The organism is Pseudonocardia autotrophica (assembly GCF_003945385.1).
GTDB lineage: Bacteria > Actinomycetota > Actinomycetes > Mycobacteriales > Pseudonocardiaceae > Pseudonocardia > Pseudonocardia autotrophica.
In genome coordinates, this window is the sequence record NZ_AP018920.1 from 5,901,206 (window position 1) to 5,925,700 (window position 24,495).

Genomic DNA, 24,495 nt, shown 5'->3' on the forward strand with positions numbered 1-24,495 from the left:
CGCACCGGCACCGTGTTGATCAGCAGTCCGAGGGTGCCGTCGATGCCGGGCAGGTCCGGGGTACGGCCGGACACGGTGCTGCCGAACACGACGTCGGTCCGGCCCAGGGTGCGCGCCAGCGCGAGCGCCCAGGCCGCCTGGACCAGCGTGTTCAGCGTGACCCCTGCGGAGCGTGCGGCAGCGGTCAGCGCGCCGGTGTCCGTACCGGACAGGGTCGTGGTGAGCTCGGCGGGCAGCCCGGACGGGATGCCGCGCACCTCGTCCGGTGCCACCAGCGTCGGCTCCGGCGGACCGGCCAGCGCGGTGGCCCACGCGGCACGTGCGGCCTCGTCGTCACGGGTGGCCAGCCACTGCAGGAAGTCCCGGAACGGCCGGGCCGGCGGGAGCGGATCGCCCGCGTAGCCGGCCAGCACCGCACGCATGAACAACGGCGCCGACCAGCCGTCCTGCAGGACGTGGTGGGTGGTCACGGCCAGCCGCCAGCGGTCCGCGGCGAGCCGGACCAGCAACAGCCGCACCAGCGGCGGCCGGGCCGGGTCGAACCGGTCCAGCCGGTCGGTCGCGACCTGCCGGCCCGCCTCGGCCTCCGCGGGTCCGTGGTCCCGGTCGGACAGGTCGACCACCCGCAGCGGCACGTCCACCCGGTGCGGCACCACCGCGACGTGCCGGCCGTCGCCGAGCAGCCGGAACCCGGCGCGCAGCTGCGGCTGGGCGGCGAGCACCGCGCCGAGCGCGGCCCGCATCCGCTCCGGATCGATCGGGCCGTCGATCTCCAGCTCGGTCTGGGTGGTGTAGACGTCGACGCCTGCGGTGTCGTCGAACCCGGAGTGGAACAGCAGCCCGCGCTGCAGCGGGGTGACCGGGAGCAGATCCGCCGGTTCACCGGCCTCGGCGACCAGCTCCGCGAGGTCCTCGACGGACGGCGTGACCAGCGGGAAGTCCGACGGCGAGACACCGCCGGCACCGGATGTCCCGGCGTGCGCGGCCAGGCCCCGCAGTACGGCCTCCCAGTCGGCGGCCAGCTCGCCGACGGCATCGTCGGAGACCGTCCCGGTGCCGTCGGCTCCGCCGGACGGCCAGGACAGCCGGGCGGCGAGGGTTCCGTCCGCGGCCCGGTAGGCGTCGACGGTGAGCGCGTGGGTGACCGGCCGGTCGGCGTCCGCGGCGACGGCCGGGAACCCGCTGTCGGGGCTCCAGTCGCCCGGCCCGGACCCGTCGGATCCGTCGGCTCCGTCGGTCCCGGCGCCGGTGATCCGGCCCAGCCAGTTCAGCAGCACCGCCGGCCGGTGCGCCGGGAGCCGCCCGGCGAGCAGTCCGAACCCGGTCCCGGTGCCGGGGACCGCGCGCAGGGTCTCCTTGACCGCGAGCAACGCGGCGCCCGCGGCCGGGCCGCCCGCGACGACAGCGTCCGGGTGCGCACCGGGCTCGAGCCGGACCGGGTGCACCGCGGTGAACCAGCCGACCGTCCCGGACAGCGACGCACCGGGGACGAGCTCCTCGTCGCGGCCGTGCCCCTCGCGGTCCAGCAGCACCGGGGCGTCCACGGCGCCGCCGCGGCGGGCCCGGAACCGGGCCAGGGCCACCGCCAGCGAGGTGACCAGCACGTCCTCCGTGCGGGCCCGGTACAACCCGGGCAGCGCGTCCAGCAGCGGCCCGGTGATCTCGGCGGGCAGCCGCAGCGTGCGGTCCCGCACCTCGGCGCCGGTGGCACCGGCCGGGACCGCCAGTCCCGGGATCCGGGCGTCGGCCGGATCGCCGAGCGCCGCGCTCCAGTGCGGCAGTTCCGCGGTGACGTCGGCGGCGGCCAGGCCGTGCGCCCACGCCCGGAACGGGGTGCCGCCGCGGGTGGGCGGTTCACCGGTCGTCACCGTCCGGCGCAGGTCGGCCAGCAGGATCGGCCAGGACACCGCGTCGACGGCGATGTGGTGCACGGCCAGAAACAACCGTCCCGCGGCGGCCGGGCCGGCGTCGAACCAGACGGCCTGCACGGTCGGCCCGGCGACCGGGTCGAGCCGCTGCACCGCGGCCTCGGCGGCGGTCGCCGTGCCGGCCGGGTCGCCGTCCCACTCGATCCGGGTGAGCAGCCCGCCGGGCACAGGACCCGGCTCCGGGACGTCCAGGCCGCCGTCGGGCAGCAGCCGGGCGCGCAGCACGTCGTGTGTGGACAGCAGCGCGACCAGCCCGGACTCCAGCTCCTGGCCGGTGAGCCCGGCCGGGGTACGGACCACCCTGGTCTGGGCGTAGCGGCGGGCCCGCAGGCCACCGGCCGCGGCGAACGCGGCGAGCACCGGGGTCGGCGCGCTCCGCCCGGTCGCGCCGGGTGCCGGTGCCGTGGTGGCCGGCTCCGCCGTCCCGGCCCGCTCCGCCGCGACGGCGGCCAGCGCGGCCACCGTCCGCCCGGTGAACACGTCGCGCGGGGCCAGGTCGAAGCCCTCCTCACGGGCCCGGCCGACCAGCCGGATCGAGACGATCGAATCCCCGCCGAGCGCGAAGAAGTCGTCGTCCACACCGACCCGTGGCAGGCCGAGCACCTCGGCGACGACCGCCGCCAGCGCGGCCTCGGCCGGGGTGCGGGGCGCGGCACCGGCGGCGCCGGCCGCGATCGCGACGCCGTCCGGGGCGGGCAGCGCGCGATGGTCGATCTTGCCGTTGGCGTTCACCGGCAGCGCGTCCAGCACCACGACGGCCACCGGCACCATGTGCTCGGGCAGCCGGGCCGCGACGTGCGCGCGCAGCGCGTCCGGCGCCGGGGCGGGCCGGCCGGGTTCGCCGACCACGTAGCCGACCAGCCGGGCGGCGGCATCGGCTGCCCCGTCGCGGCGGGCCAGCACGACCGCGGCGCCGACCTGCTCGTGCCCGGTCAGCACGGCCTCGATCTCGCCCGGCTCGATCCGGAAACCGCGGATCTTCACCTGGTCGTCGGTCCGGCCGAGGAACTGCAGGGTGCCGTCGGCGGCCCGCCGCACCAGGTCGCCGGTGCGGTACAGCCGTCGCCCGGGCTCCGGGGACCACGGGTCCGCGACGAACCGGGACGCGGTGAGCGCGGCCCGGCCGTGATAACCGCGGGCGAGCCCCTCGCCGCCCAGGTACAGCTCGCCGGCGACACCGGGCGGCACCGGGGCCAGGCCGTCGTCCAGCACGTGTGCGGTGACGTTCGGGTCGGGCAGGCCGATCGGGGCGGTCCCGTCGGTCACGATCCCGCCCGGCTCCGGGCCGGCCGACCAGCTGGTCGCGTTGACGGTCGCCTCGGTGGGGCCGTAGGCGTTGACCACCCGGTGGGTGGCGGTGAGCCGGCGCAGCAACGCCGCGGGCAGCGCGTCCGCACCGACCACCAGGGTGGCGCCCGGCGGGAACGCCGGGCCGTCCGCGGCGCCCCGGACCGCCTCGGCCATCAGCACCGGCGGCGCGACGACGTGCGTGGCCCGGTACTCGGCGGCGTAGCCGACCAGCTCGGCGGCGTCCGGGACGCCCGCCGGGGCCAGCACCAGCCGGCCGCCGCGGGCCAGCGTCGCCGTCACCATGTAGACGAACACGTCGAAGCTCGGCGACGACGTCGCCAGCACCACCGAGTCCGGTCCGAAGCCCCAGTCCGCGGCGGTCTCCACCAGCGACGCCAGGCCGGCGTGCGGCACCACGACCGCCTTCGGGAGCCCGCTCGATCCGGAGGTGTAGATCAGGTAGGCGGGATGGTCGGGATCCGGCCGCGACAGCGGGGCGCGCGGCCCGGGATCGGCCGGATCGTCGTCGAGCAGCAGCAGCTCGGTGTCACCGGCCGGCTCGCGCAGCGCGTCGGCGCCCGCGGCGTCGGTGACCAGCAGCGCAGGCCGGGCGTCGCCGATCATGTGTGCCAGCCGGGCGGCGGGCAGCGTCGGGTCCAGCGGCAGGTGCGCCGCACCGGCCGCGGCGACCGCGAGCAGCGCGACGACCGCGTCCGCCCCACGCGGGAAGCCGGTGCCGACCACCGTCTCCGGTCCGGCTCCGCGGGCCGCCAGTCGCGCGGCGAGCGCGTCCACCCGTTCGCGCAGCTGTGCCCGGGTGAGCACGGTGCCGCCGGGACCCGCGACCCGGACCGCCTCGGTGTCCGGATCGGCCGCCGGTCCCCGCCCGGCGAGGGTGGCCAGGTCGGCCCTGGTCACCTCCCGGACGCTGCCGCGGGGCTGGGCCGGATCGCCGAGATCGAGCCGGGACAGCCGTACCGCCGGATCGGCGGCGACCGCAGCCAGCACCCGTTCCAGCCGGCCGACCAGCACCGCGACGGTGTCCCGGTCGTAGAGGTCCGCCGCGTAGCGCAGCAGGCCATCGAGGTGCCCGCCCTGCTCGGGCTCGCCGACCAGCAGCGACAGGTCGAACTTGGCGTGCAGATCGGGCAGCTCCTGGGGCTGCGTCACCAGCCCGGGCAGCCCGAGATCGGTCCCGACGGCGGTGCGGTAGGTGACGGTCGCCTGGAACAGCGGATGGCGGCCGGGGCGGCGGGCCGGGGCGAGTGCCTCCACGACCCGTTCGAACGGCACGTCGGCCCGGCCGAACGCGGCCAGATCGGTCTCCCGGACCCGCTCCAGCAGGGTGCCGAACGACGGGTCCCCGGTGGCGTCGGTGCGCAGCACCAGCGAGTTGACGAAGAACCCGACGAGCTCGGACAGCGCGGCGTCCGGCCGGCCGGCGACCGGGGTGCCCAGCACCACGTCGCGGCCCGCGCCGCTGCGCGCCAGCACCGCGACGAACGCGGCGTGCACCAGCATGAACATCGACGCGCCGTGCTCGGCGGCGACCCGGCGCAGCGCGAGCGCGGTCGGCTCGTCGACGGTGAACAGCACCGAACCACCCCGGCCGGACGCGATCTCCGGTCGGGCCCGGTCGGTGGGCAGGGCGAGCTCCTCCGGCGCACCGGCCAGCTGCCCGCGCCACCAGCCGAGCTGGCGGTCACCGAGCGAACCGGGATCGCCCGGCTCGCCGAGCAGCTCCCGCTGCCAGAGCGTGTAGTCGGCGTACTGCAGCGGCAGCGGCGGCAGCTGCGGGGGCCGCCCGGCGCAGCGCGCGGCGTAGGCGGTGCCGAGGTCGGTCAGCAGCGGGACCGCCGAGGACTCGTCGGCCGCGACGTGATGCAGCACCAGCACCAGCACCGCGTCAGTGTCGGCGTCGGTGTCGGTGTCGGTGTCGGTGTCGGTGTCGGTGTCGGTGTCGGCGCCGCGGCGCAGCAGCACCGCGCGCAGTGGCCGGTCGACGGCCAGGTCGAACGGGGTACCGACGGCGTCGCGCAGCAGCGCGTCGAGATCGGCCCCATCGGGCACCGGGTGCACGGCGAGCGGCACCGGGGCCGGATCGAGGACGACCTGGCGGGACACGCCCGCGGTGTCCGGGAGGACGGTGCGCAGCGACTCGTGCCGGGCGGCGACGTCGGCGAGCGCACCCTCCAGCGCGGTCACGTCCAGCGGTCCGCGCAGCCGGGCGGCCAGCGGGACGTTCCACACCGCCGACGGGCCCTCCAGCCGGAACAGGAACCACAGCCGCTGCTGGGCGGGCGAGAGCGGCATCGGGTCCGGGCGGTGGGCCGGGCGCAGCACCGGGCGGGTCCGCCCCTCCCCTGCGCCGTCGCCGTCCCCATCGTCGCCGTCGGCCAGCCGCGCGGCCAGGCCGGCCGGGGTGGGCGCCTCGAAGACCGTGCGCAGTGCGGGCTCCACGCCGAGCACCGCGCGCACCCGGGACACCAGGCGGGTGGCGAGCAGCGAGTGCCCGCCGAGCGCGAAGAAGTCGTCGTCCACCCCGACCGTGCCGGGATCGCGGCCGAGTACCTCGGCGACCAGCGCGACCAGGGTCTCCTCGACCGGGGTGCGCGGCGCGGTCCGGGCCGGGGCCGGTGCGGCGACCGGGTCCGGCAGCGCCGAGCGGTCCACCTTCCCGTTCGGGGTGAGCGGCAGCGACTCCAGCGCCACCAGGACCGAGGGCAGCATGTGCCCCGGCAGGGTCCGCGCGGCCGACTCGCGCACCCGCGTGGTGTCCGGTGTCCCGGTGTCCGGCTCGGGCAGCAGGTACCCGACCAGCGCGTCGCCGCGCACCGTCACCACGGCACGGGCCACCCCGGGGGCGGCGGCCAGCGCGGCCTCCACCTCGCCGAGCTCGATCCGGAAACCGCGGACCTTCACCTGGTCGTCGGCCCGGCCGAGGAACTCCAGGGCCCCGTCGGCCCGCACCCGGACCAGGTCCCCGGTGCGGTACATCCGGCCGCCCGCGGCGGCGCCGAAGGCCGCCCCGTCGGCCGGACAGGCGACGAACCGCTGCGCGGTCAGCGCCGGGCGACCGTGGTAGCCGCGGACCACACCGGCCCCGGCCAGGTACAGCTCACCGGGGACGCCCGGCGGGACCGGACGCAGCCGCGCGTCGAGCACGAAGGCACCGGTGTTGCGCAGCGGGGCGCCGATGGTGACCGGCTCCCCCGGGCGCACGACGGCGCTGGTCGACCACACGGTGGTCTCGGTGGGCCCGTACATGTTGCGGACCGTGCGGGTGCGGGCGGCGATCAGCTCGCCGAGCGCTCCCGGCAGCGCCTCGCCGCCGACCAGCGCGGTCACCCCGGCGAGGTTCCGTCCGTGGTCGGTGAGCAGTGCCGCCCACAGCGACGGCGTCGCCTGCAGCACGGTGGCGCCCGACCGGGTCAGCAGGTCGTCGAGCAGCCGCGGATCGCGCACGGTGCCGGAGTCGGCGAGCACCACGGTCGCGCCGACCGACAGCGGCACGAGGATCTCCAGCACCGCGATGTCGAACGACAGCGTGGTGACCGCGACGACGACGTCGGCGGCGGTGAGCGGGACCAGCTCGGCGGTGGCGTCGGCGAAGTTCGCCAGCGCACCGTGCGGGACCAGCACGCCCTTGGGGCGGCCGGTCGAGCCTGAGGTGTGGATGATGTACGCGGTCCGGTCCGCATCCGGTGCCACCGGCGGCACGGGTACCGCCGGTGTGGCGGGCAGGGCGGTCGGGTCCAGCAGCGGCACACCGGCCCCGGCCAGCCGCTGCGCTGCGCCGGCGTCGGCGAGCGCCACGACCGGACGGACGTCGTCGAGCATGAAGCGCAGCCGCTCGACCGGGTAGTCCGGGTCCAGCGGCAGGTAGCCGGCACCGGTGCGGAGCACCGCGAGCACCGCGACGACCAGGTCGGCGGTGCGCGGCAACGCGATCCCCACCACCTGATCGGGCCCGGCGCCACGCGCGGCCAGCTCCGCGGCCAGCCGGTCGACGGCGGCGGACAGCTCGCCGTAGCCCAGCACCCGGTCGCCCGCGCGGACCGCGACCCGGTCCGGATGCCGGTCGGCCTGTGCGGCGATCCGCTCCGGCACGAGCTGCGGCTGCGGACGGGCCGCGGTCGCCGTCAGCCCGGCCAGCACGGCGTGCTCACCCGGGTCGAGGACGTCGTGGCCGGACACCGGGGCGTCCGGGTCGGCGACCGCGGCGGCCAGCACCCGCACCACCCGCCGGGCCAGCGCCTGCGCACCGGACCGGTCGTACAGGTCGGCGGCGGCGTTGACGACGCCGTCGAGGCCGTCGGCGTCGTCGTTCTCCCGGAACCCGACGGTGAGGTCGAACCGGGCGGTGCCGGTGCCGATCGGGATCTCGGTGGTCGGGTGCCCGCCGAGCGGCGGTGTCGCGGACCGGCGCCGCTGGTGCAGCACCATCACCTGGAACAGCGGGTGCCGGGCCGTCGAACGGGCCGGGGCGAGCTCGTCGACCAGCCGCTCGAACGGCAGCAGGGCGTGATCGAACGCTTCCGGGTCGGCTACCCGCACCCGCTCCAGCAGGGCGCGGAACGACGGGTCCCCGGACACGTCGGTACGCAGCACCACGGTGTTGAGGAACAGCCCGACCAGGTCGTCGAGATCGTCCCCGAGGTCCGGGCGCGCGGAGACCGGAGCACCGAGCGGGATGTCGGTACCCGCCCCGAGCCGGTGCAGCACGGTCGCGACGGCGGCGTGCAGCACCATGAACACGGTCGTCCCGGAGGCGGCGGCGAGCTCGCGGATCCCGCGGTGCAGGCCGGGATCGATCCGGAACTCGACGTCGACGCCTGCGTAGGAGGCGACCGCGGGCCGCGGGCGGTCCCGGGGCAGCTCCAGCTCGGCCGGTGCCCCGGCCAGGCGCTCCCGCCAGTACCGCAGGTCGGCGGCGGCCGGGCCGTCGGCGTCGGCGAGCACGTCGGCCAGCCGCAGTGTGTGATCGGCGTACTGCACCGGCAGCGGCGCGAAGTCCGGGGCGACGCCGCGCAGCCGGGCGGTGTAGGCGGTGTCCAGGTCGGCGAGCAGCGGCGCGACCGAGCCCTCGTCACCCGCGGCGTGGTGCAGCACCAGCACCAGCACCGACTCCGCGCCGGCCGGGTCGCCGGTGAGCAGCACCCAGGCACGCAGCGGGATCTCGGTGGCGGTGTCGAAGCGGTGCTCGGCGATCTCGGCGAGCACGCCGGGCAGCTCGTCGGCGGTGGGCGCGCGGAACTCCAGCCCGACCGGCACCGGGGCGGGCAGGACGTGCTGCCACGGCTGTCCGCCGTCGTCGACCAGCAGGGTGCGCAGCGACTCGTGCCGGTCGGTGAGGTCGCCCAGCGCGGCGTGCAGCGCGGCCGGGTCCGGCTCGCCGTCGAGCCGCAGCGCGAGCGGCATCGACGACGTCGCGGCGGAGCGGCCGTCGCCGAGCATCCGGTCCAGGAACCAGATCCGGCGCTGCCCCGGCGAGGCCGGGATCCGCTCCGGCCGGCTCACCGCGGCGTTCCGGGCACCGCGGGCCCCGGCGGTCCCGGAGTCACCGACCAGCGCGGCCAGCCCGGCGACGGTCGGGGTGTCGAAGAGGGCGCCCAGGCCGATCGTGGCGCCGGTCGCGGCGCGCAACCGGGCCACCAGCCGGGTGGCGAGCAGCGAGTGCCCGCCCAGGTCGAAGAATCCGTCGTCGATCCCGACCGACTCCGCGGGCAGGTCGAGCACCTCGGCGAACAGGTCGCGCAGGATCTGCTCGGTGGCGTCACGCGGGCCGCGCACCGCGGTACCGCCGACCGGCGCGGGCGCCGGCAGCGCCGCCCGGTCGATCTTGCCGTTCGGGGTGCGCGGGAACGCCTCCAGCGGTACGACGAACGCCGGGACCATGTGCTCGGGCAGCGTCGCTGCCAGCTCGGCGCGGACCTGCGGCGGGTCGACCGGACCCGGGCCGGTGACGTAGGCGACGAGGACGGCGTCGCGGGCCGTCACCAGTGCCCGGTCGATCTCCGGGCGCTCGGTCAGCCGGGCCTCGACCTCGCCCGGTTCCACCCGGAACCCGCGGATCTTGACCTGGTGGTCGGTGCGGCCGGCGTAGACGAGCAGCCCGCCCGGGCCGCGCCGCACCAGGTCACCGGTGCGGTAGAGCCGCGCACCGGGCGGTCCCCACGGATGCGCGACGAAGCGGGTCGCGGTGAGCCCGGCCCGGCCGAGGTAGCCGCGGGCCAGGCCGGTGCCGCTGACGTAGAGCTCGCCGATCCCGCCGTCGGGCACCGGCCGCAGATCGGGATCGAGCACGTGGGTGCCGGTGCCGTACACGGGACGGCCGATCGGCAACGCGTGCGCGGCCGGTTCGATCCCCTCGGCGACGTCGAAGATCGTGGCGTCGACCGTGGTCTCGGTCGGGCCGTAGGAGTTGACCACCCGGTGGGTGGCCGCCCAGGCCCGGGCCAGGTCCGGCGGGCAGGCCTCACCGGCGACGACGATCGTCGCGCCCGGCGGCACCCCGTCCGGGACCGGCAGGTCGGCGAGCGCGGCCGGCGGCAGGGTCAGGTGCGTGATGCGCTCGGTGTGCAGGAACTCCGACAGCGCGGTGCCGAGCCGCCGCGAGTCCGGGACGACGACGACCTCGGCGCCCGCGCCGAGCGCCATCACCAGCTCCCACACCGAGGTGTCGAACCCGGCGGAGGCGAACTGCGCCACCCGGTGCCCGGGCCCGGTGCCCAGCGCGGCGTTCAGCGTCTCGGACAGCGCGACCAGCCCGGTGTGCCCGACGACGACGCTCTTCGGCGTGCCGGTCGAGCCGGACGTGGTGATCAGGTACGCGGCACCGGCCGGGTCGACCGGGCGGGCCGCGGTGACCGGGTGCGCCGCGATCCGGCGGGCGGTCTGCGGGTCCGACGGGCGCAGCACCGGCAGCGCGTCCGGGATACCCGACGGGACCGACTCCCCGGCCAGCAGCAGCACCGGGCCGATGTCGGCGACGGTCGCGGCGACCCGCGCCGCGGGCAGCCCCGGGTCCAGCGGCAGGTAGGCGGCACCGGCGTGGTGCACCGCCAGCATCGCGACGACCAGCTCCGCCGAGCGCGGCAGCGCCAGCGCGACCACCTGCTCCGGCCGCACCCCGTGGGCGACCAGCTCGTGCCCGAGCCGGGCCGCGGCGTCCATCAGCTCCCGGTACCCGAGCCGGCCGTCCGGTCCGTGCACGGCGGGGGCGTCCGGCGTGCGGTCCGCCCATCCGCCGACGATCTGCGGCAGCGTCGCCACCGGGGCGGTGGCCGGGCCCTGGGCGGCACGCAGCAGCGCCGCGGTCTCCTCGGGCGGGCACACCCCGATCCGGTCGACGGGGGTGTGCGGGTCGTCGGCCAGCGCGGACAGCACCGTCCGCAGCCGCGCGGCGACGACCGCCGCGTCCGCCGGGGTGACCGGCCCGCGCCGGTAACGCAGCCGCAGGTGCAGCCCGTCGCCGGGCAGCGCGACCACGCCCAGCGGATACGGCGAGGCGTCCCGTCCGCCGACGACCCGGGCGCCGGTGGCACGCAGCCCGTCGAACGGGTAGCTCTCGAACACCGCGAACGTGTCGAACAGCGTGGGCAGGCCGGCGATCCGGTGCAGCTCGGCGAGGCCGAGATGCTGGTGCTCGATCAGCTCGGCCTGCTCGCGCTGCAGCCGGCGCAGGCTCTGCGCGACGGTCTCGCCGCGCCGCAGCCGCACCCGGACCGCGACGGTGTTGACGAACATCCCCACTGCCTCGGCCGCGCCCGGCTCGTCGGCGGGCCGCCCGGCCGAGGTGGCGCCGAGCACCGCCTCGGATCGCCCGGTGAGCCGGGCGACCAGCAGACCCCACGCCCACTGCAGGACGGCGTTGACGGTGACCCCGGTGGCCCGCGCGGTGGCGAGCACCCGGCGCTGCAGCTCCGGATCGAGTTCGACGTCGAGCTGGTCCGGATCGGCCGCCGTGCCCGGTGCGGTGGGCGGCACCAGCAGCGATGGCTCGTCGAGCCCGTCCAGCGCGGCGGCCCAGGCCGCGACCGCCGCCGGATGGTCGCGGCCCGCCCGCCGGGCCAGCCGGGCGAGCAGATCCGCGTGCCCGGCCGTGCCGTCGCCCACCGTGTCGGTCCCGGCTGTGTCGGACCCGGCTGTGTCGGCCTCGGCTGGGCCGGCCTCGGCTGGGCCGGCCTCGGCTGTGTCGGCCTCGGCTGGGCCGTCGGCTCCCGCGGCGGCCCGTTGCAGGATCTCGCCCAGCACGGCCGGCACCGACCAGCCGTCCAGCGCGAGATGGTGGTGGGTGATCACCAGGCGCGGCGCGTCCGAGCCGGTGACCAGCGCCAGCCGCAGCAGCGGCGCGGTCGCCGGATCGAACGAGCGGGCCCGTTCGAGGTCGGCGACGGTGTCCGGATCGGCGCCGCGGTGCACGCTCAGCTCGGGGACGGCCTCGCGCAGCACCAGCTGCCACGGCCGCCCGGAGCGGGTCCGGCGGAACGCGGTGCGCAGCGCGGGCCGGTGCGCGGCCACCGCGGCGGTGGCGGCGGTGAGCCGCTCCGGGTCGGCGAGCGACGGATCGAGATCGACGAACCACTGCACGATGTGCAGGTCACCGGCCCGCCCGGCGCGTTCGGCCTCGAACAGCAGGCCCTCCTGCAGCGGGCTGCAGGCCAGCACCGCGTCCAGTCCCGGCACGGCGGCGGCCAGCTCGACGCGCTCCGCAGCGGTCGGCTCGGGCAGCGCCGGAGCCGGGATCGGCTCGGACAGCAGCGGTGCCGAGGTCGGGCCGGCAGGCGACAGCGCTGCCGAGGTTCCGGGCGACTCCGCCGCCGAGAGGTCGGGTGACTGCGCGGCCGGCGCGGCCCCGCCCGGGACGGCGGCGACCCGGGCCAGCCCGGCGACCGTCGGATTCAGGAAGACCTCGCGCGGGGTCAGCGGGATCCCGGCCGCGGTGGCCCGCGCGGCGAGCATGATCGCGGCGATGCTGTCGCCGCCCAGATCGAAGAAGCCCTCGTCGGCGCCGATGCCGTCGGCGTCCGGGAGCAGCTCGGTGACCAGCCCGGCCAGCCTCCGCTCGACCGGCCCGGACGGTTCCCGGCGCTCCGCGGAGCGGGTGAGCTGCGGGGCCGGGAGCGCGGCCCGGTCCAGCTTGCCGTTCGGGGTGAGCGGCAGCGCGTCGAGCACCACGACATGTGCCGGGACCATGTACTCCGGCAGCCGGGCCCCGAGCGCGGCCCGGACTCCGGCCGGGTCCGGGGCGGTGCCGCGCGGCACCAGATAGGCGACCAGCGCGGGCCGGCCGGGCGCCGTCTCGCGCACCACCACGGCCGCCGCGGCGACCTCCTGCTCCAGCAGGGCCGCCTCGATCTCACCGGGCTCGATCCGGTACCCGTGCAGCTTCACCTGGTCGTCGGAGCGTCCGAGGAAGTCCAGCATCCCGTCGGCGCGACGGCGGGCCAGGTCACCGGTGCGGTAGATCCGCTCCCCGCCGGGGGCGGCGACGAACCGCTCGGCGGTCCGGACCGGGTCGGCGTGGTAGCCGCGGGCCAGCCCGTCACCGCCGATGTAGAGGTCACCGACGACGCCGGTCGCCACCGGCCGCAGCCGGTGGTCCAGCACGGACAGCGTGGTGTTGGCCAGCGGGACGCCGATCGGCGGCGGGCCGGCGACGGCCGGATCGACCGGCCAGCGGCTGGACCAGATCGTGGTCTCGGTGGGGCCGTACAGGTTGACGGTGCGGGCGCTCGCCGCGTGCAGCGCGACCGCCAGGTCCGCCGGCAGCGCCTCCCCGCCGACCATTGCCGTCACCCCGGCGAAGGTGTCTCCCGCGCCGTCGAGCAGCGCCCGCCACAGCGACGGGGTGGCCTGCACGTGGTCGATCCGGTGCCGCGCCACCAGCCCGCGCAGCGCCACCGGGTCACCGGCCTCGGCCGGATCGGCCAGCACCAGTCGGCCGCCGTGCGCGAGCGGTGCGAACAGCTCCAGCGCGGCGATGTCGAACGCGGGCGTCGTCACGCCCAGCCAGCACTGATCCGGACCGGTCCCCAGGTCGCGGGCCATGTCGTCGAGGAAGTTCCGCAGCCCGCCGTGCCGGACCGCGACCCCCTTCGGCCGCCCGGTCGAGCCGGACGTGAAGATCACGTAGGCGAGCTGTTCGGGGTCGGTGACGACGGCGGGCGGCGGATCGGCGGGCAGCCCGGCGAGCTCGGCGCGGACCGCGGCGTCGTCGAGCAGCAGCGTGACCGGGCCGGAACCGGCACCCGGATCGACGTCGGTCGTGGTGAGCAGCAGCACGGGTGCGGCGTCGGCGAGCACCGTGCGAACCCGCTCGGCCGGATAGCCGGGGTCCATCGGGACGTACGCCGCCCCGCAGCGCAGCACCGCGAGCACCGCCACGACCAGATCGGTGCCGCGCGGCAGCAACACCCCGACCAGCGTGCCGGGGCCGGCGCCGCGTGCGGACAGCGCCCTGGCCAGCCGGTTCACCGCGGCGTCCAGCCCGGCGTAGGTGAGGGTGGCACCGGCGCAGGTCAGCGCGGGACGCTCCGGATGGGAGGCGACGGCCGCGGCGAACCGGTCCGGGAGCAGCCCGGGCAGCGCCGGGACCGCGGTCGCGGCCCGAGCACCGTCGTGCGCGGTGCGCTCGGTGTCGGTGAGCACCGGCAGCTCCGACAGCCGGCGGTCGGGATCGGCGGTGACCGCCTCCAGCAGGCCGTGCAGCCGCCGGGCGAACGCCTCGATCGTCGCGGTGCCGTAGAGGTCGGTCGCGTACTCCAGCTCGCCCTCGATCCGGCCGCCGGTCTGCACGGTGCGCACGGTGAGGTCGAACTTCGCGGTCGGCGTCTCGACGATCGCGGTGCGGGCGGCGAGCCCGCCGAACGACGGCCGGTGCGCCGGTTCGTGCTGGTGGCTGACCAGCACCTGGAACAGCGGGTGCCGGGCCAGCGAGCGCGGTGGTGCGACGGCGTCGAGCACCTGGTCGAACGGGGCGTCCTGGAACGCGAGCGCGTCCAGCCCGGCCGTACGCACGCGGGCGAGGAGCTCCCGGAACGACGGGTCGCCGCCGGCGTCGGTGCGCACCACGACGGTGTTGAGGAACAGGCCGACCACGTCGGTGGCGTCGGCGCCGCGCTCGATGACGGGCACGCCGAGCGGGAGATCGTCACCGGCCCCCATCCGGTGCAGCAGCGCGGCGACCGCGGCGTGCAGCACCAGGAACGAGGTGGTGCCGGTGCCGGCGGCGAGCTGCTGCACCGCGGCGGTGAGCGTGTCGTCCACGGTGAACGGGACCACCGCGCCGCGATGGCTCTCCACCGCGGGCCGGGGCAGGTCGGCCGGCAGGGTGGTCTCGGCGGGTGCCCCGTCGAGGACGGTGCGCCAGTGCCCGAGCGCGGCGTGCGCGCGCGACGCCGGATCGGCCGGGTCGCCGAAGCGGGCCGCCGCGGACGCGACGGCGTCGATGTAGCCGGGGGCCGGTGGCAGCGCCGGCGGTCCGCCCGCGAGGCGGGCGGTGTAGGCGGCGGCGAGGTCGTCGACCAGCACGGCGAGCGCCCGGTCGTCGACCGCGACGTGGTGCAGCACCAGCGCGAACAGGTGCTGATCGGTTCCGGTGCGCAGCAGCGCGGCCCGCCACGGCAGCTCGGTGGCCAGGTCGAACGGGGTGGCCGCCAGCTCCCGGACGGCGTCCCGGGCGGCACCGGTCCCGGCGGTCTCGCGCAGCGGCAGCTCCGGTGCGGCGACCGCGGCGGCGGGCAGCACCTGCTGCCACGGCTCGCCGCCGTCGTCGGGGAGCAGGGTGCGCAGTGCCTCGTGCCGGGCGACGACGTCGCCGAGCGCGACGCGCAGCGCTGCGGTGTCCAGCGGGCCGGTGAGCTGCACGGTCAGTGGCACCGCGTAGCTCGCGTCGGCCTCGATCCGCTGCAACGACCAGATCCGGCGCTGGGCCGGCGAGAGCGGGGGCCGGTCCGGGCGGGGCATCGGGCCCGGGGTGGCGGTGGCGGGCCGGGCGGGTCGTTCGGCGGGCAGCAGGGCCGCGATCTCCCGGACGGTCGGCCGGTCGAACACCGCCTGCACGGTCAGCCCGGGGATGTCGGCGCCGGCATCCGCGCCCAGCTCCTCCCGCAGCCGTGCGACCAGCCAGAGCACCTGCAGCGAGTGCCCGCCGGCGGCGAACAGGTCGGTGTCGGCGTCGACCGCCGACGGATCGGTCTCCAGCAGCTCGGCGACCAGGGCGATCACCTGCCGCTCCCGGTCGGCGCGCGGGACGGCGGCCCCGGACGGCCCGTCGGCGGCCGGCACAGACGGCACAGACGGCACCGCTGCACCCGGTACCGGCTCCCCGAGTGCCCGGTGCGGATCGGCGGCGGCCTCGGCGAGCAGCGCGAGCAGCACGTCCCGGTGCGACTCGACCTCCTCGGGGGTGTACCGGGCGGCGTCGGCGTCGACCCGGATCACCAGCCGGGGCGCGTCCCCGGAGCGCAGCCGGGCGGTGACCATCAGGTCGCGCACCGGGCCGGTGGCGATCTCGTGCACCTCGCCGGTGGCGTCGCCGAGCCGGACCCGGCCGGGATCGGGCTTGACGTTCACCACCAGCGCCGGGGCGGGCTCGCGTCCGGCCCGGGCGCGCACCGCCCGGCGCAGGTCCTCGCCGCGGTAGCGGCGGTGTGCCGCGGCCGCGCGCAGCTCGTCGTGCACCCGGGCGACGAGCCCGGCCGGGGTCGCCGACGGGCCGGTCCGGACCCGCAGCGGCAGCACGGTGACCGCGGTCGTGGGGACCCGGCTCGCCGGGGTCCCGAGCCGCTGCATCGCCGGGAGATCGAGTACGACGTCCGCGGCCCCGGTGTGCCGCCACACCAGCGCGGCCACCGCGGCCGCGACGATCTCCACCGAGCCGGCCCCGGCGGCCTGCGCGGTCTCCCGCAGCGCCGCGGTGGACGTCGCGTCGAGCTCGCCATCGGCCCGGTGCAGCTCGCGGGCCGGGGCCGGGTTCGCGGCCGGTGCCGCCGCGAGGGTGGCGGGCACGGCGCCGTCGAGCCGTCCGGTCCAGAACTCCTCGGCCGCGGCCCGGCCCGGATCGGTGAGATCGGCCGCGTCGGCCTCGACGACGGCGGCGAGCTCGCCGTAGCGGGCGGCGGGCGGACCGGCGGGCGCGGCGGCGGCAGAACCGGCGGGGCCGGCAACCGGGCCGGCGGGCGCGGCCGCGACAGAGTCGGCAGACGAGCCGGTGGCAGTACCGCCGGCAGGGCCGGCCGTCGCCCGGTACAGCTCGACGACCCGGCGGCGGAGCAGGTTGTAGCCGTAGGCGTCGAGCAGCAGGTGATGGGCGCGCACGTACCAGAGGTGGTGCTGCGATCCGAGCACCAGCAACGCCTGGCGCAGCAGCGGTTCGCTGTGCGGGTCGAGCGGACGCCGTACGTCGGCGCCGGTCCAGGCCGCGGCGGCCACCGCCGGGTCGTCGTGGCCGGTGAGATCGACCAGCTCGCAACCGGCCGGCCAGCTCCCGGGGTGCTGGACGACCCGCCCGCCGTCGAGGGTCTCGAACCGGGCGCCCAGCCACGGCGCCTCGCCGGCCGCCGACGCCGCCGCGGCCCGCAGCGCGTCCGCGTCGAGTGAACCGCGCAACTCGACCTGCTCGGCCGTGACGAACGCCGGGTTCGCCGGGTCCCGCTGCTGGTCCACCCAGATGCCGGTCTGGGCGGCGGTCAGCGGCAGCGCGAGCGAGGTCGGGACGCGTGCGGACATGGAGGTGCGACTCCTGTGGGGAAGGGCCGAGGTGGAGACGGCAGAACCGCCCGATCGAGTTAGCTGAGCCTAAGCAGATCTACGGAGAGGAGTCCAGAGGTGAGGGTGATGGATTAAGAGGTTTGCCTAACTTAGGCTTCGTATCAGGCTTACTGACCACGAGGAGGCAGTCCGCGGATGGCCGAGGATTCGTCCACATCGGACGCGAGCCGGGTTCCCCGCCCGGTGCCACCGCTCCCGCCGAGCCCCCCGGTCACCCCGGTCCCGGCGGCTGTGCGACCGGAGCAGGTCCGTCCGTCCGGGGTGCTCCGGACCAGCCGGCGACGGTTCCTCGCGCACACCGCGCTGGCCGCCGCGGTGGCCGGCCTCGCCACCCGCGCCCGCCCCACCGGTGCACCACCGGACCAGGTCCTGCTGCCCGGGGTGAACGCGCCCGGCGGCCGCACCGTGCACGGCGGGCACGGTGGCGGTGGCGATCCGGTCACCGGCACCTACCGCCCGCCACCGGACGACGGCCGCGCGCTGCTGGCGCTGCGCCCGTTCACCGATCCGCTGCCGCGGATGCCGGTGCTCACCGCGGCCCCCGGGCCCGACGGCGTGGCCCGGCTGACCGTGCGCCAGCGCACCGCGCAGGTACAGCTCCACTCCGCGCTGCCCGGCACCCCGATGTGGACCTACGAGGGTGGCTTCCCCGGGCCGACGATCGAGGCGCGCCGGGGCGTCCCGCTGGAGATCGCCTGGACCAACGAGCTGACCGGTCCGTACCCGGTGAAGGCGGTCGAGGTGCTGGACAACCGCGGCGACCTGCGCGAATGGGACCTGCCCGGTGCGCGCGGGGCGCAGCCGCTGCCGGCGGCCGCCGTGCTGCCCCCGTGGACGGTGGTGCACCTGCACGGCGCCGTGGTCGGCGGCGGCGCCGACGGCTGGCCGGAGAACGCCGTCGGCCCGACCGGCGTGCAGCTGACCCGCTACTCGAACGACCAGCCCGCCGCCGCGCTCTGGTACCACGACCACGCCATGCACGTGACCCGGCTGACCACGATGGCCGGTCTCGGCGGCGGGTTCTACCTGCTGCGCGACGACGAGGACGACGCCGCCGGCCTGCCGTCCGGCGAGTACGAGATCCCGCTGATGATCTGCGACCGCAATCTCGACACCGACGCCACGGGCCGGCTGACCGGCGAGCTGCTCTACAAGATCGTGCTCTACGACGGCCAGAGCGAGCGGCTACCGCGCTCCTTCACCGGCCCGTTCACCCTGGTCAACGGCACGATCTGGCCCTATCTCGAGGTCGATCCCGCGCCGTACCGGCTGCGCGTGCTCAACGCCTCGTCGATCCGGCCCTACCACCTGATGCTGATCGACGAGGACGAGCAGGTGCTGCCCGAGGGCGTCGCACACCACGTCGGATCGGACGCCGGGCTGCTGCCCGGCGCGGTGGCCGGCGCCGAGGAGTTCGCGCTGGTCCCCGCGGAGCGGGCCGACGTGGTGATCGACTTCAGCGACTACGCCGGACGCACCCTGCGCTGGGTGGACGGCTCGGTGGCACCCGCGCCGTCCGACGACGTCATGCAGTTCCGGGTGCGGGACCGACCGGCCGGTCCGGCACCGGCCCGGACCGCCGTGCGGGACGGCACCGATCTCGCGCCCGGCTTCACCCGGATCACCGCCGACGTCGCCTCCCCGATCACCGACCGGATCGTGCTGATCACCCCGGCGTTCCCGGTGTCGGCCCGGATGTGGGAGATGACCGAGACCGACCGGGTCCCGGAGGCGCTCGCCGACGGCCCGGTCGACGGGATCGTCCAGATCGTCGACCACGACGGGGCCCTGCGCACCTTCCGCCGGATCGCCGCCGACTGGGCCGATCCGGTCACCGTGCACGCCCGCACCGAGGGCTGGGAGCGCTGGACCTGGCTGAACCTGGAGGGCCCCGGCGCGCCGCACCCCATGCACGTGCACGCGTTCACCTTCCAGGTGCAGCGGCGCGACCACTACGACGTCTCCGGCTGGACCTACCTGGTCCGCCCGGACGGGTCGTTCGGCGGCGGCACGAGGAGCCCGTTGCGGTTCGACCGGGCGGGCACCGTGACCGGCCCGGAGGCCGGCGCGAAGGACGTCGTCTCGCTCGGCGGCGGTCAGCTCATCAGCGCGATCGGCCGGTTCGGCCCGCACGCCGGGCGGTTCGTGCACCACTGCCACGTCTACGAGCACGAGGACCACCGGATGATGCGGCCGATCTCGCTGCTGCCGGACGGGGTCGTGGCGCTCGCCCCGCCCGAGCACGCGTGAGCGGGCGGGCCTACAACCCCGCGTCGGTGTAGATCCGGTCGACGGCGTCGTCGTAGTCGTCGTCGTCCGGGTTCTCGGCGTCGGCGACCGCGAGCTTCGCGGCGAGCTCCTCGGCGAGTGCGTCGTAGCGGGCCTGCCAGCGTTCGGCGTCCGGACGCCAGTACCCGACGACGGTGTAGGCCCCCGCCGGGAGGCCCCGCTCGTGGCGCAGGTGCTTGCGGGCCCGGCGGCAGGCGTCGGTCTCCCCGGCCACCCAGACGTAGTCGGCGCCGTCGGTGGCGAGCTCGCAGGACTGCACCTCGGCCAGCAGCCGCTCGCCCAGGTCCATCGGGTCGGGCACGTGCAGCCAGCGGATCTCGACGCCGTCGCGACCGGGCAGCTCCTGCTCCTCGGCGGCGTCGGCGACCAGGATCAGCGCGAGCGCCGACCGGCCGCCGGGCAGCTCCTCCAGGATCCGCCCGATCGCGGGCAGTGCGGTCGCGTCCCCGACCAGCACGACCCGCCGGGCGTCCTCGGGCGGCTGGTAGCGGCCGTGCGCCGGGCCGAGCGCGATCCGGGCGCCGGGCTGCGCCTGCGCCGCCCAGGTCGCGCCGACACCGCCCTCGTGCAGCAGCAGATCGATCCACACCTCGCCGGTGTCCGGGTCCTGACGGCGGATCGTGTAGTTGCGCACCGGTGCCGGGACGGTGCCGGGCGGGTCCTGCTCCTTGCCGTCGATCTCGACCGGGACGACCGGGGAGTCCTCGCCGGGATGCGGGAAGAGCACCCGGCAGTAGTCGTCGGCCAGGCCCTTCACCTGGTAGCCGGCGAGCTCGTCACCGTCCAGGACCACCCGCACCATGTGCGGGGTGATCCGCCGGACGTCGCGAACGGTCGTGATCCAGTAGGGCACTGCCTGCTCCTTCGGTGGGTGAGCCGGTGTCGGTGACGACCCGGCCTGCGTCCAGGGTGACGACGCGGTCCATCCGCGCCACGGTGTCCGGCCGGTGGGCGATGACCACCAGCGTGGTGGCGTCCCGGATCCGTTCCAGCGCGCCCTCCAGCAGACCCGCCGTGGTCGGGTCGAGATCGGCGGTGGCCTCGTCCAGCACCAGCACCGCCGGGGCGACGAGTGCCGCCCGGATCAGGCCGAGCACCTGCCGCTCCCCGGCGGAGAGCCGGTCGCCGCGGGTGCCCAGGTCGGCGTCCAGGCCGCCGAGCTCGCCGATCCACCGGCGCAGGCCGAGCGCGTCGACCGCCCGCTCCACCTCGGGCCTGCCCGGGGTACCGAGTACCAGTGTGACGTTGTCGTGCACCGAGCCCGCGGCCACGTGCACCTGCTGGCCGACCAGCGCGACCCGGTGCCGCAGCACGTCCGGGGCCAGCACGTCCAGCGGGCTGCCGTCCACCGTGACCCGGCCCCGGTCCGGCGGGTACAGCCCGGCGACGATCTTGGCCAGGGTGCTCTTCCCGGCACCGGTCCGCCCCACCAGGGCGACCCGCTCGCCGGGTTCGACGGTGACCGAGACGCCGTCGAGCACTGGGGTGCCGGCCGTGTAGCCGAATCCGACGTCGTCGAGGACCAGCCGCCCGGGCCCGGACGGACGCTGCGCGGGCCCGCGGTCCGGCGCGGGTGCGGCGGGCCGGGTGGCAGCGGGCCGGGTGGCAGCGGGCTGGGTGGCGGCCAGCAGATCGGTCAGCCGGGCCACCGCGACCCGGGACTCCTGGAACTCCCCGACCAGCCCGGTCGCCTCGTTGAAGGAGTCGAACAGGGTGCGGGTGGTGAGCACGAACACCGCCACGGTGGGGATGTCGATCCGGCCGGCCGCGATCAGCATGCCGCCGGCCGCGATCAGCGCCGCCGTGGTGATCGCCTCCACCAGCACCGCCAGCGGCAGCCGGTTCAGCGCCCGGATGGTGCGCCGGATCGCGTCCAGCAGCGCGCCGGTGTGGTCGGCGAACCGGCGCGCCCAGGCCTGCTCGGCGCCGGCCGCCTGGATCGCCTCGCGGGCCGCGACGGTCTCGGCGAACGCCGAGGCGACCGCGGCCCGCGCCGTCGCCTCGGCGGTGAACGCCGATCCGGCAGCCCGCTCGAAGGAGCGCATCACCAGCAGCGACAGCGGCACGAACAGTGCCAGCAGCAGCAGCGCCAGCAGCCACGAGTAGGCGAACAGCACCACGACCGCGAACACCAGGTAGCCGAGCACCGAGACGGCGGCCGGCAGCTGGGATCGGACGAACGTGGAGAGCAGCTCGATCTCGGTGGTCGACCGGGTCAGCAGCTCGCCGCCACGGTGCGCCTCGACGAACCGCAGCGGGGCCGCGGCGAGCCGGTCGACCACCCGCTCCCGGATGCCGCGCACGACCCGTTCGCCGACGACGGCCAGCAGCAGCTCACCGGCCCAGGACAGCAGGGTGCGGGCCACCGCCAGGCCGAGCAGCAGAAGCCCGGCGACCAGCACACGATCGCGATCGGACTCCAGCACCGCGCCGGTGATGGCGCCGAACACCGGCGCGACCAGCACCCAGGCCAGCGACGCGGACAGGGTGAGTACCACCGCGACGGCCGCCGGGACCGCGTGCGGCCGCAGGAACGGCGCGAGCCGGCGCAACGTGCCGCGCAGCGGCGGGTCCTCGGTGAGCAGCACGACCTCAGCCACGACGGTCTCCGGAGACGGTGCCCGAGATGTCGGGGCTGCCGGGGCTGTCGGTGACCGGTGGCGCGGGCAGCGCGACCGCCCGGTCGGCGAGTGCGTGCACCGCCTCCCGGTGCCCGGCGAAGACGATCGCGAGATCCGGTCGGGCGGCGCGCAGCCGGGTCAGCACCAGGTTCTCCGTTCCGGTGTCCAGGGCCGAGGTGACGTCGTCGAGCAGTAGCACGTCCGGATCCCGCAGCAGCGCCCTGGCCAGCGCGATCCGCTGCACCTGGCCGCCGGACAGGGTGGTGCCGCCCTCCCCCACCACGGTGTCGAGGCCGTCCGGGAACCCGGCCAGGTCGCCGTCGAACGCGGCGATCCGGCAGGCCTCGTGCACCTCGTCGTCCCGGTCCGGGGTGGGTTCGGCGCCCAGCAGCAGGGTCGAGCGCAGTGTGCCGGAGGTGAGCACCGGGCGTTGCGGGACGAACCCGATCCGGGCGCGCACGTCCCGGCGGCGCAGCCGGTCCAGTCCGACGCCGTCCAGGGTGATCGCGCCGGTGTCCGGGGCGTCGAGCCGGGCGAGCACCCGCAGCAGTGACGTCTTCCCGGAGCCGGTGACGCCGGTGACCGCGACGGTCTCCCCGGCGCGCACCTCGATCCCGATGTCGTCGAGCACCGTGCGGCCGCCGTGCGCCACCCGGATCCCGGTCCCGGTCAGCTGCGCCGGGCCGGGCGGCGGGGCCGGGAGCGGATCGGCCGGCTCGGGCAGCCGCGGGGTGAGCGCGAGCACCTCGGCGATCCGGGCCGCCGACGCGGCCGCCTGCCTGCGCATGGTCTGCTGCCCGACCAGGGTGTCCACCCGCTGCGCGAGCATCGCCATCCAGGACGCGAAGGCGATCAGGCCCCCCACCGTCAGGTCGCCGTCGACGGCGGCCAGGCCGCCGAGGAACAGTCCGGCGGCGGCCGCGGCGAGCGGCACGAACGACGCCAGCGCACCCCACAGGGTGCCGATCCGGGCGACCCGCACGGTCTGCCGGGTGACCTCGGCGCTGCTGTCGTGGTGCCGGCTGACGAGCACGTGCTCGCCGCCGACACCGCGCACCGCCGCACTGCCCGAGAGCAGTCCCTCCACCGCGGCGCCGCGGTCGCCGTGCGCGGCACCCAGTACCAGCGAGGCCGCCTCGTAGCGGCGCGGGAACACCGCCGCCAGGCCGAGCAGCAGCGGGATCACCGCCAGGCCGATCGCCGCCAGCAGCGGGTCGAGCAGCAGCAGCGCGCCCAGGATGATGGCCAGACCGGCGATCAGCTGGACGGTCTCGACCACCCCGGACAGCCAGTTCCACAGTGCCTCGGCGTCCCGGCCGCCGCGCACCGCCAGCTCACCCGGACCGTGCCCGGCCAGCGCGGCCCGGTCCAGCTCGAGCACGTGCGCGGCCAGCCGCTCCCGGGTCTGCTTGATCACCCGGGCGCCGGAGAGGTAGTTCCACCACTGGAAGGCGATCTGCCCGACGGTGATCAGCAGCCCCAGTCCGGCGACCGCAACCGCCCAGAACGCCGTCTGCGCGACGTCCCCCGGTGTGATGCCGCGGTCGACGGCCTGCTGGACACCCCATGGCAGCAGGACGAACAGGCCCTGCACCACGACCCCGGTGACGGCGGCCAGTGCCAGCCCGCGCCACTGCGCGCGCAGGCACCAGCGCAGGAAGGCGCGGCTGCGCGCATGCGACTCCGGCGACGGGGCGGCCCCCACTGTGGCGGCAGTATCGGCGGCAGCCGGGTCGGCGGCGGCCGTATCGGAGGCGGCCGTGCCGGAAGCTGCACTGCCGGCGGCTGTGTCGGTCACGGCCGGCGCCGCCGGGCGGCCAGCAGCAGCCGTGGGGTGCCGGCGAGGACGCGCGGTGCCTGCTGCGCCTCGGTGAGGATGACCTCGGCACCCTCGGCGCCGAGCTCCTCGGCCAGCTCGCCGGCCGCCGCGGTGATCCCGGCGTAGACGGCACGCTGACGGGCGAGCCAGTCCGGGGTCTCCTCCCGCACCTCGAGCTCGAAGCCGGCCTCCGTCAGCAGCGCCCGGTGGTCGACGTGCTCGGGCTCCCAGGTGGTCAGCACGAACCGGCCGCCGGGCACCAGGATCCGGTGCACCTCGGCGAGCGCGGCCGGCTTGTCCTGCACCATCCACAGCGCGTCGATGCTCATCACCGCGTCGGCGCTCGCGGCGGGCAGGCCGGTCCCGGTGAAGGAGCCGACGACGAACCGCGCCCCGGCCCGGCCGAGCTCGCGGCTGCGGCGGGCCGCGTCGGCGACCGCGACCGGCACCACGTCGACGCCGACCAGCCGGGCCCGGTGCTCGCGGGCCACCAGGAGCCCCGGCCCACCGCGGCCGCAGCCCAGATCGACCAGGGTGCCGCCGGGTGCGAGCCCGACCAGCTCGCCGACCCGGGCCAGGTCGGCGCGGGTGACGAAGCCGAACGGGTCGATCTCCTCCGGGTAGTCCTCCCCGTAGGCCTCCCGGTAGATCCGGCGCAGCGTCCCCGAACGGGCCTGGGCGGCGTAGAACCGCGCGTAGCGGTCCTCGGCCACCTGCGGCTCCGCGATGCCGGCCGGTGTCCCGGCCGTCCCCGTCGTGGCGGTCATGTCGT

Annotated in this window: 6 protein-coding genes (1 of these 6 running past the window's edge); 1 reads left to right on the forward strand and 5 read right to left on the reverse strand. The window is 76.7% G+C overall.

The features are described 5' to 3' along the window. Nucleotides 1-16,952 carry the 5' portion of a non-ribosomal peptide synthetase gene (locus Pdca_RS37655; protein WP_085912933.1) on the reverse strand. The gene continues 3,763 nt to the left of window position 1, outside the view, so the window shows 16,952 of its 20,715 coding nt (coding positions 1-16,952); its start codon is at nucleotides 16,950-16,952; the stop codon falls past the left edge of the window. 177 nt (nucleotides 16,953-17,129) lie between these two features. Between Pdca_RS37655 and Pdca_RS27405 the strand changes: the two genes are divergently transcribed. Beyond that, complete coding sequence (locus Pdca_RS27405) at nucleotides 17,130-19,244, forward strand: multicopper oxidase family protein (protein WP_085912932.1); 2,115 nt, start codon at nucleotides 17,130-17,132, stop codon at nucleotides 19,242-19,244. Between the two features lie 10 nt (nucleotides 19,245-19,254). Here Pdca_RS27405 and Pdca_RS27410 read toward each other — a convergent pair whose 3' ends face one another. From Pdca_RS27410 to Pdca_RS27425, 4 genes are read right to left on the reverse strand one after another with little or no spacing between them, the layout of a single operon-like run. Then, the gene (locus Pdca_RS27410; protein ID WP_085912931.1) at nucleotides 19,255-20,136 is read right to left on the reverse strand and encodes a siderophore-interacting protein; all 882 of its coding nucleotides are present in this window, start codon (nucleotides 20,134-20,136) and stop codon (nucleotides 19,255-19,257) included. After that, nucleotides 20,060-21,883: an ABC transporter ATP-binding protein gene (locus tag Pdca_RS27415; protein ID WP_085912930.1), complete on the reverse strand. Its 1,824-nt coding sequence runs from the start codon at nucleotides 21,881-21,883 to the stop codon at nucleotides 20,060-20,062. The genes Pdca_RS27410 and Pdca_RS27415 overlap by 77 nt, the downstream gene beginning before the upstream one ends. Then, complete coding sequence (locus Pdca_RS27420) at nucleotides 21,876-23,702, reverse strand: ABC transporter ATP-binding protein (protein WP_158092161.1); 1,827 nt, start codon at nucleotides 23,700-23,702, stop codon at nucleotides 21,876-21,878. The genes Pdca_RS27415 and Pdca_RS27420 overlap by 8 nt, the downstream gene beginning before the upstream one ends. Continuing rightward, nucleotides 23,699-24,490 carry a class I SAM-dependent methyltransferase gene (locus Pdca_RS27425; protein WP_158092160.1) on the reverse strand — a complete coding sequence of 264 codons (792 nt, stop codon included), beginning with the start codon at nucleotides 24,488-24,490 and terminating at the stop codon, nucleotides 23,699-23,701. Before Pdca_RS27425 ends, Pdca_RS27420 begins: the two co-directional genes overlap by 4 nt. Nucleotides 24,491-24,495 lie beyond the last annotated feature (5 nt).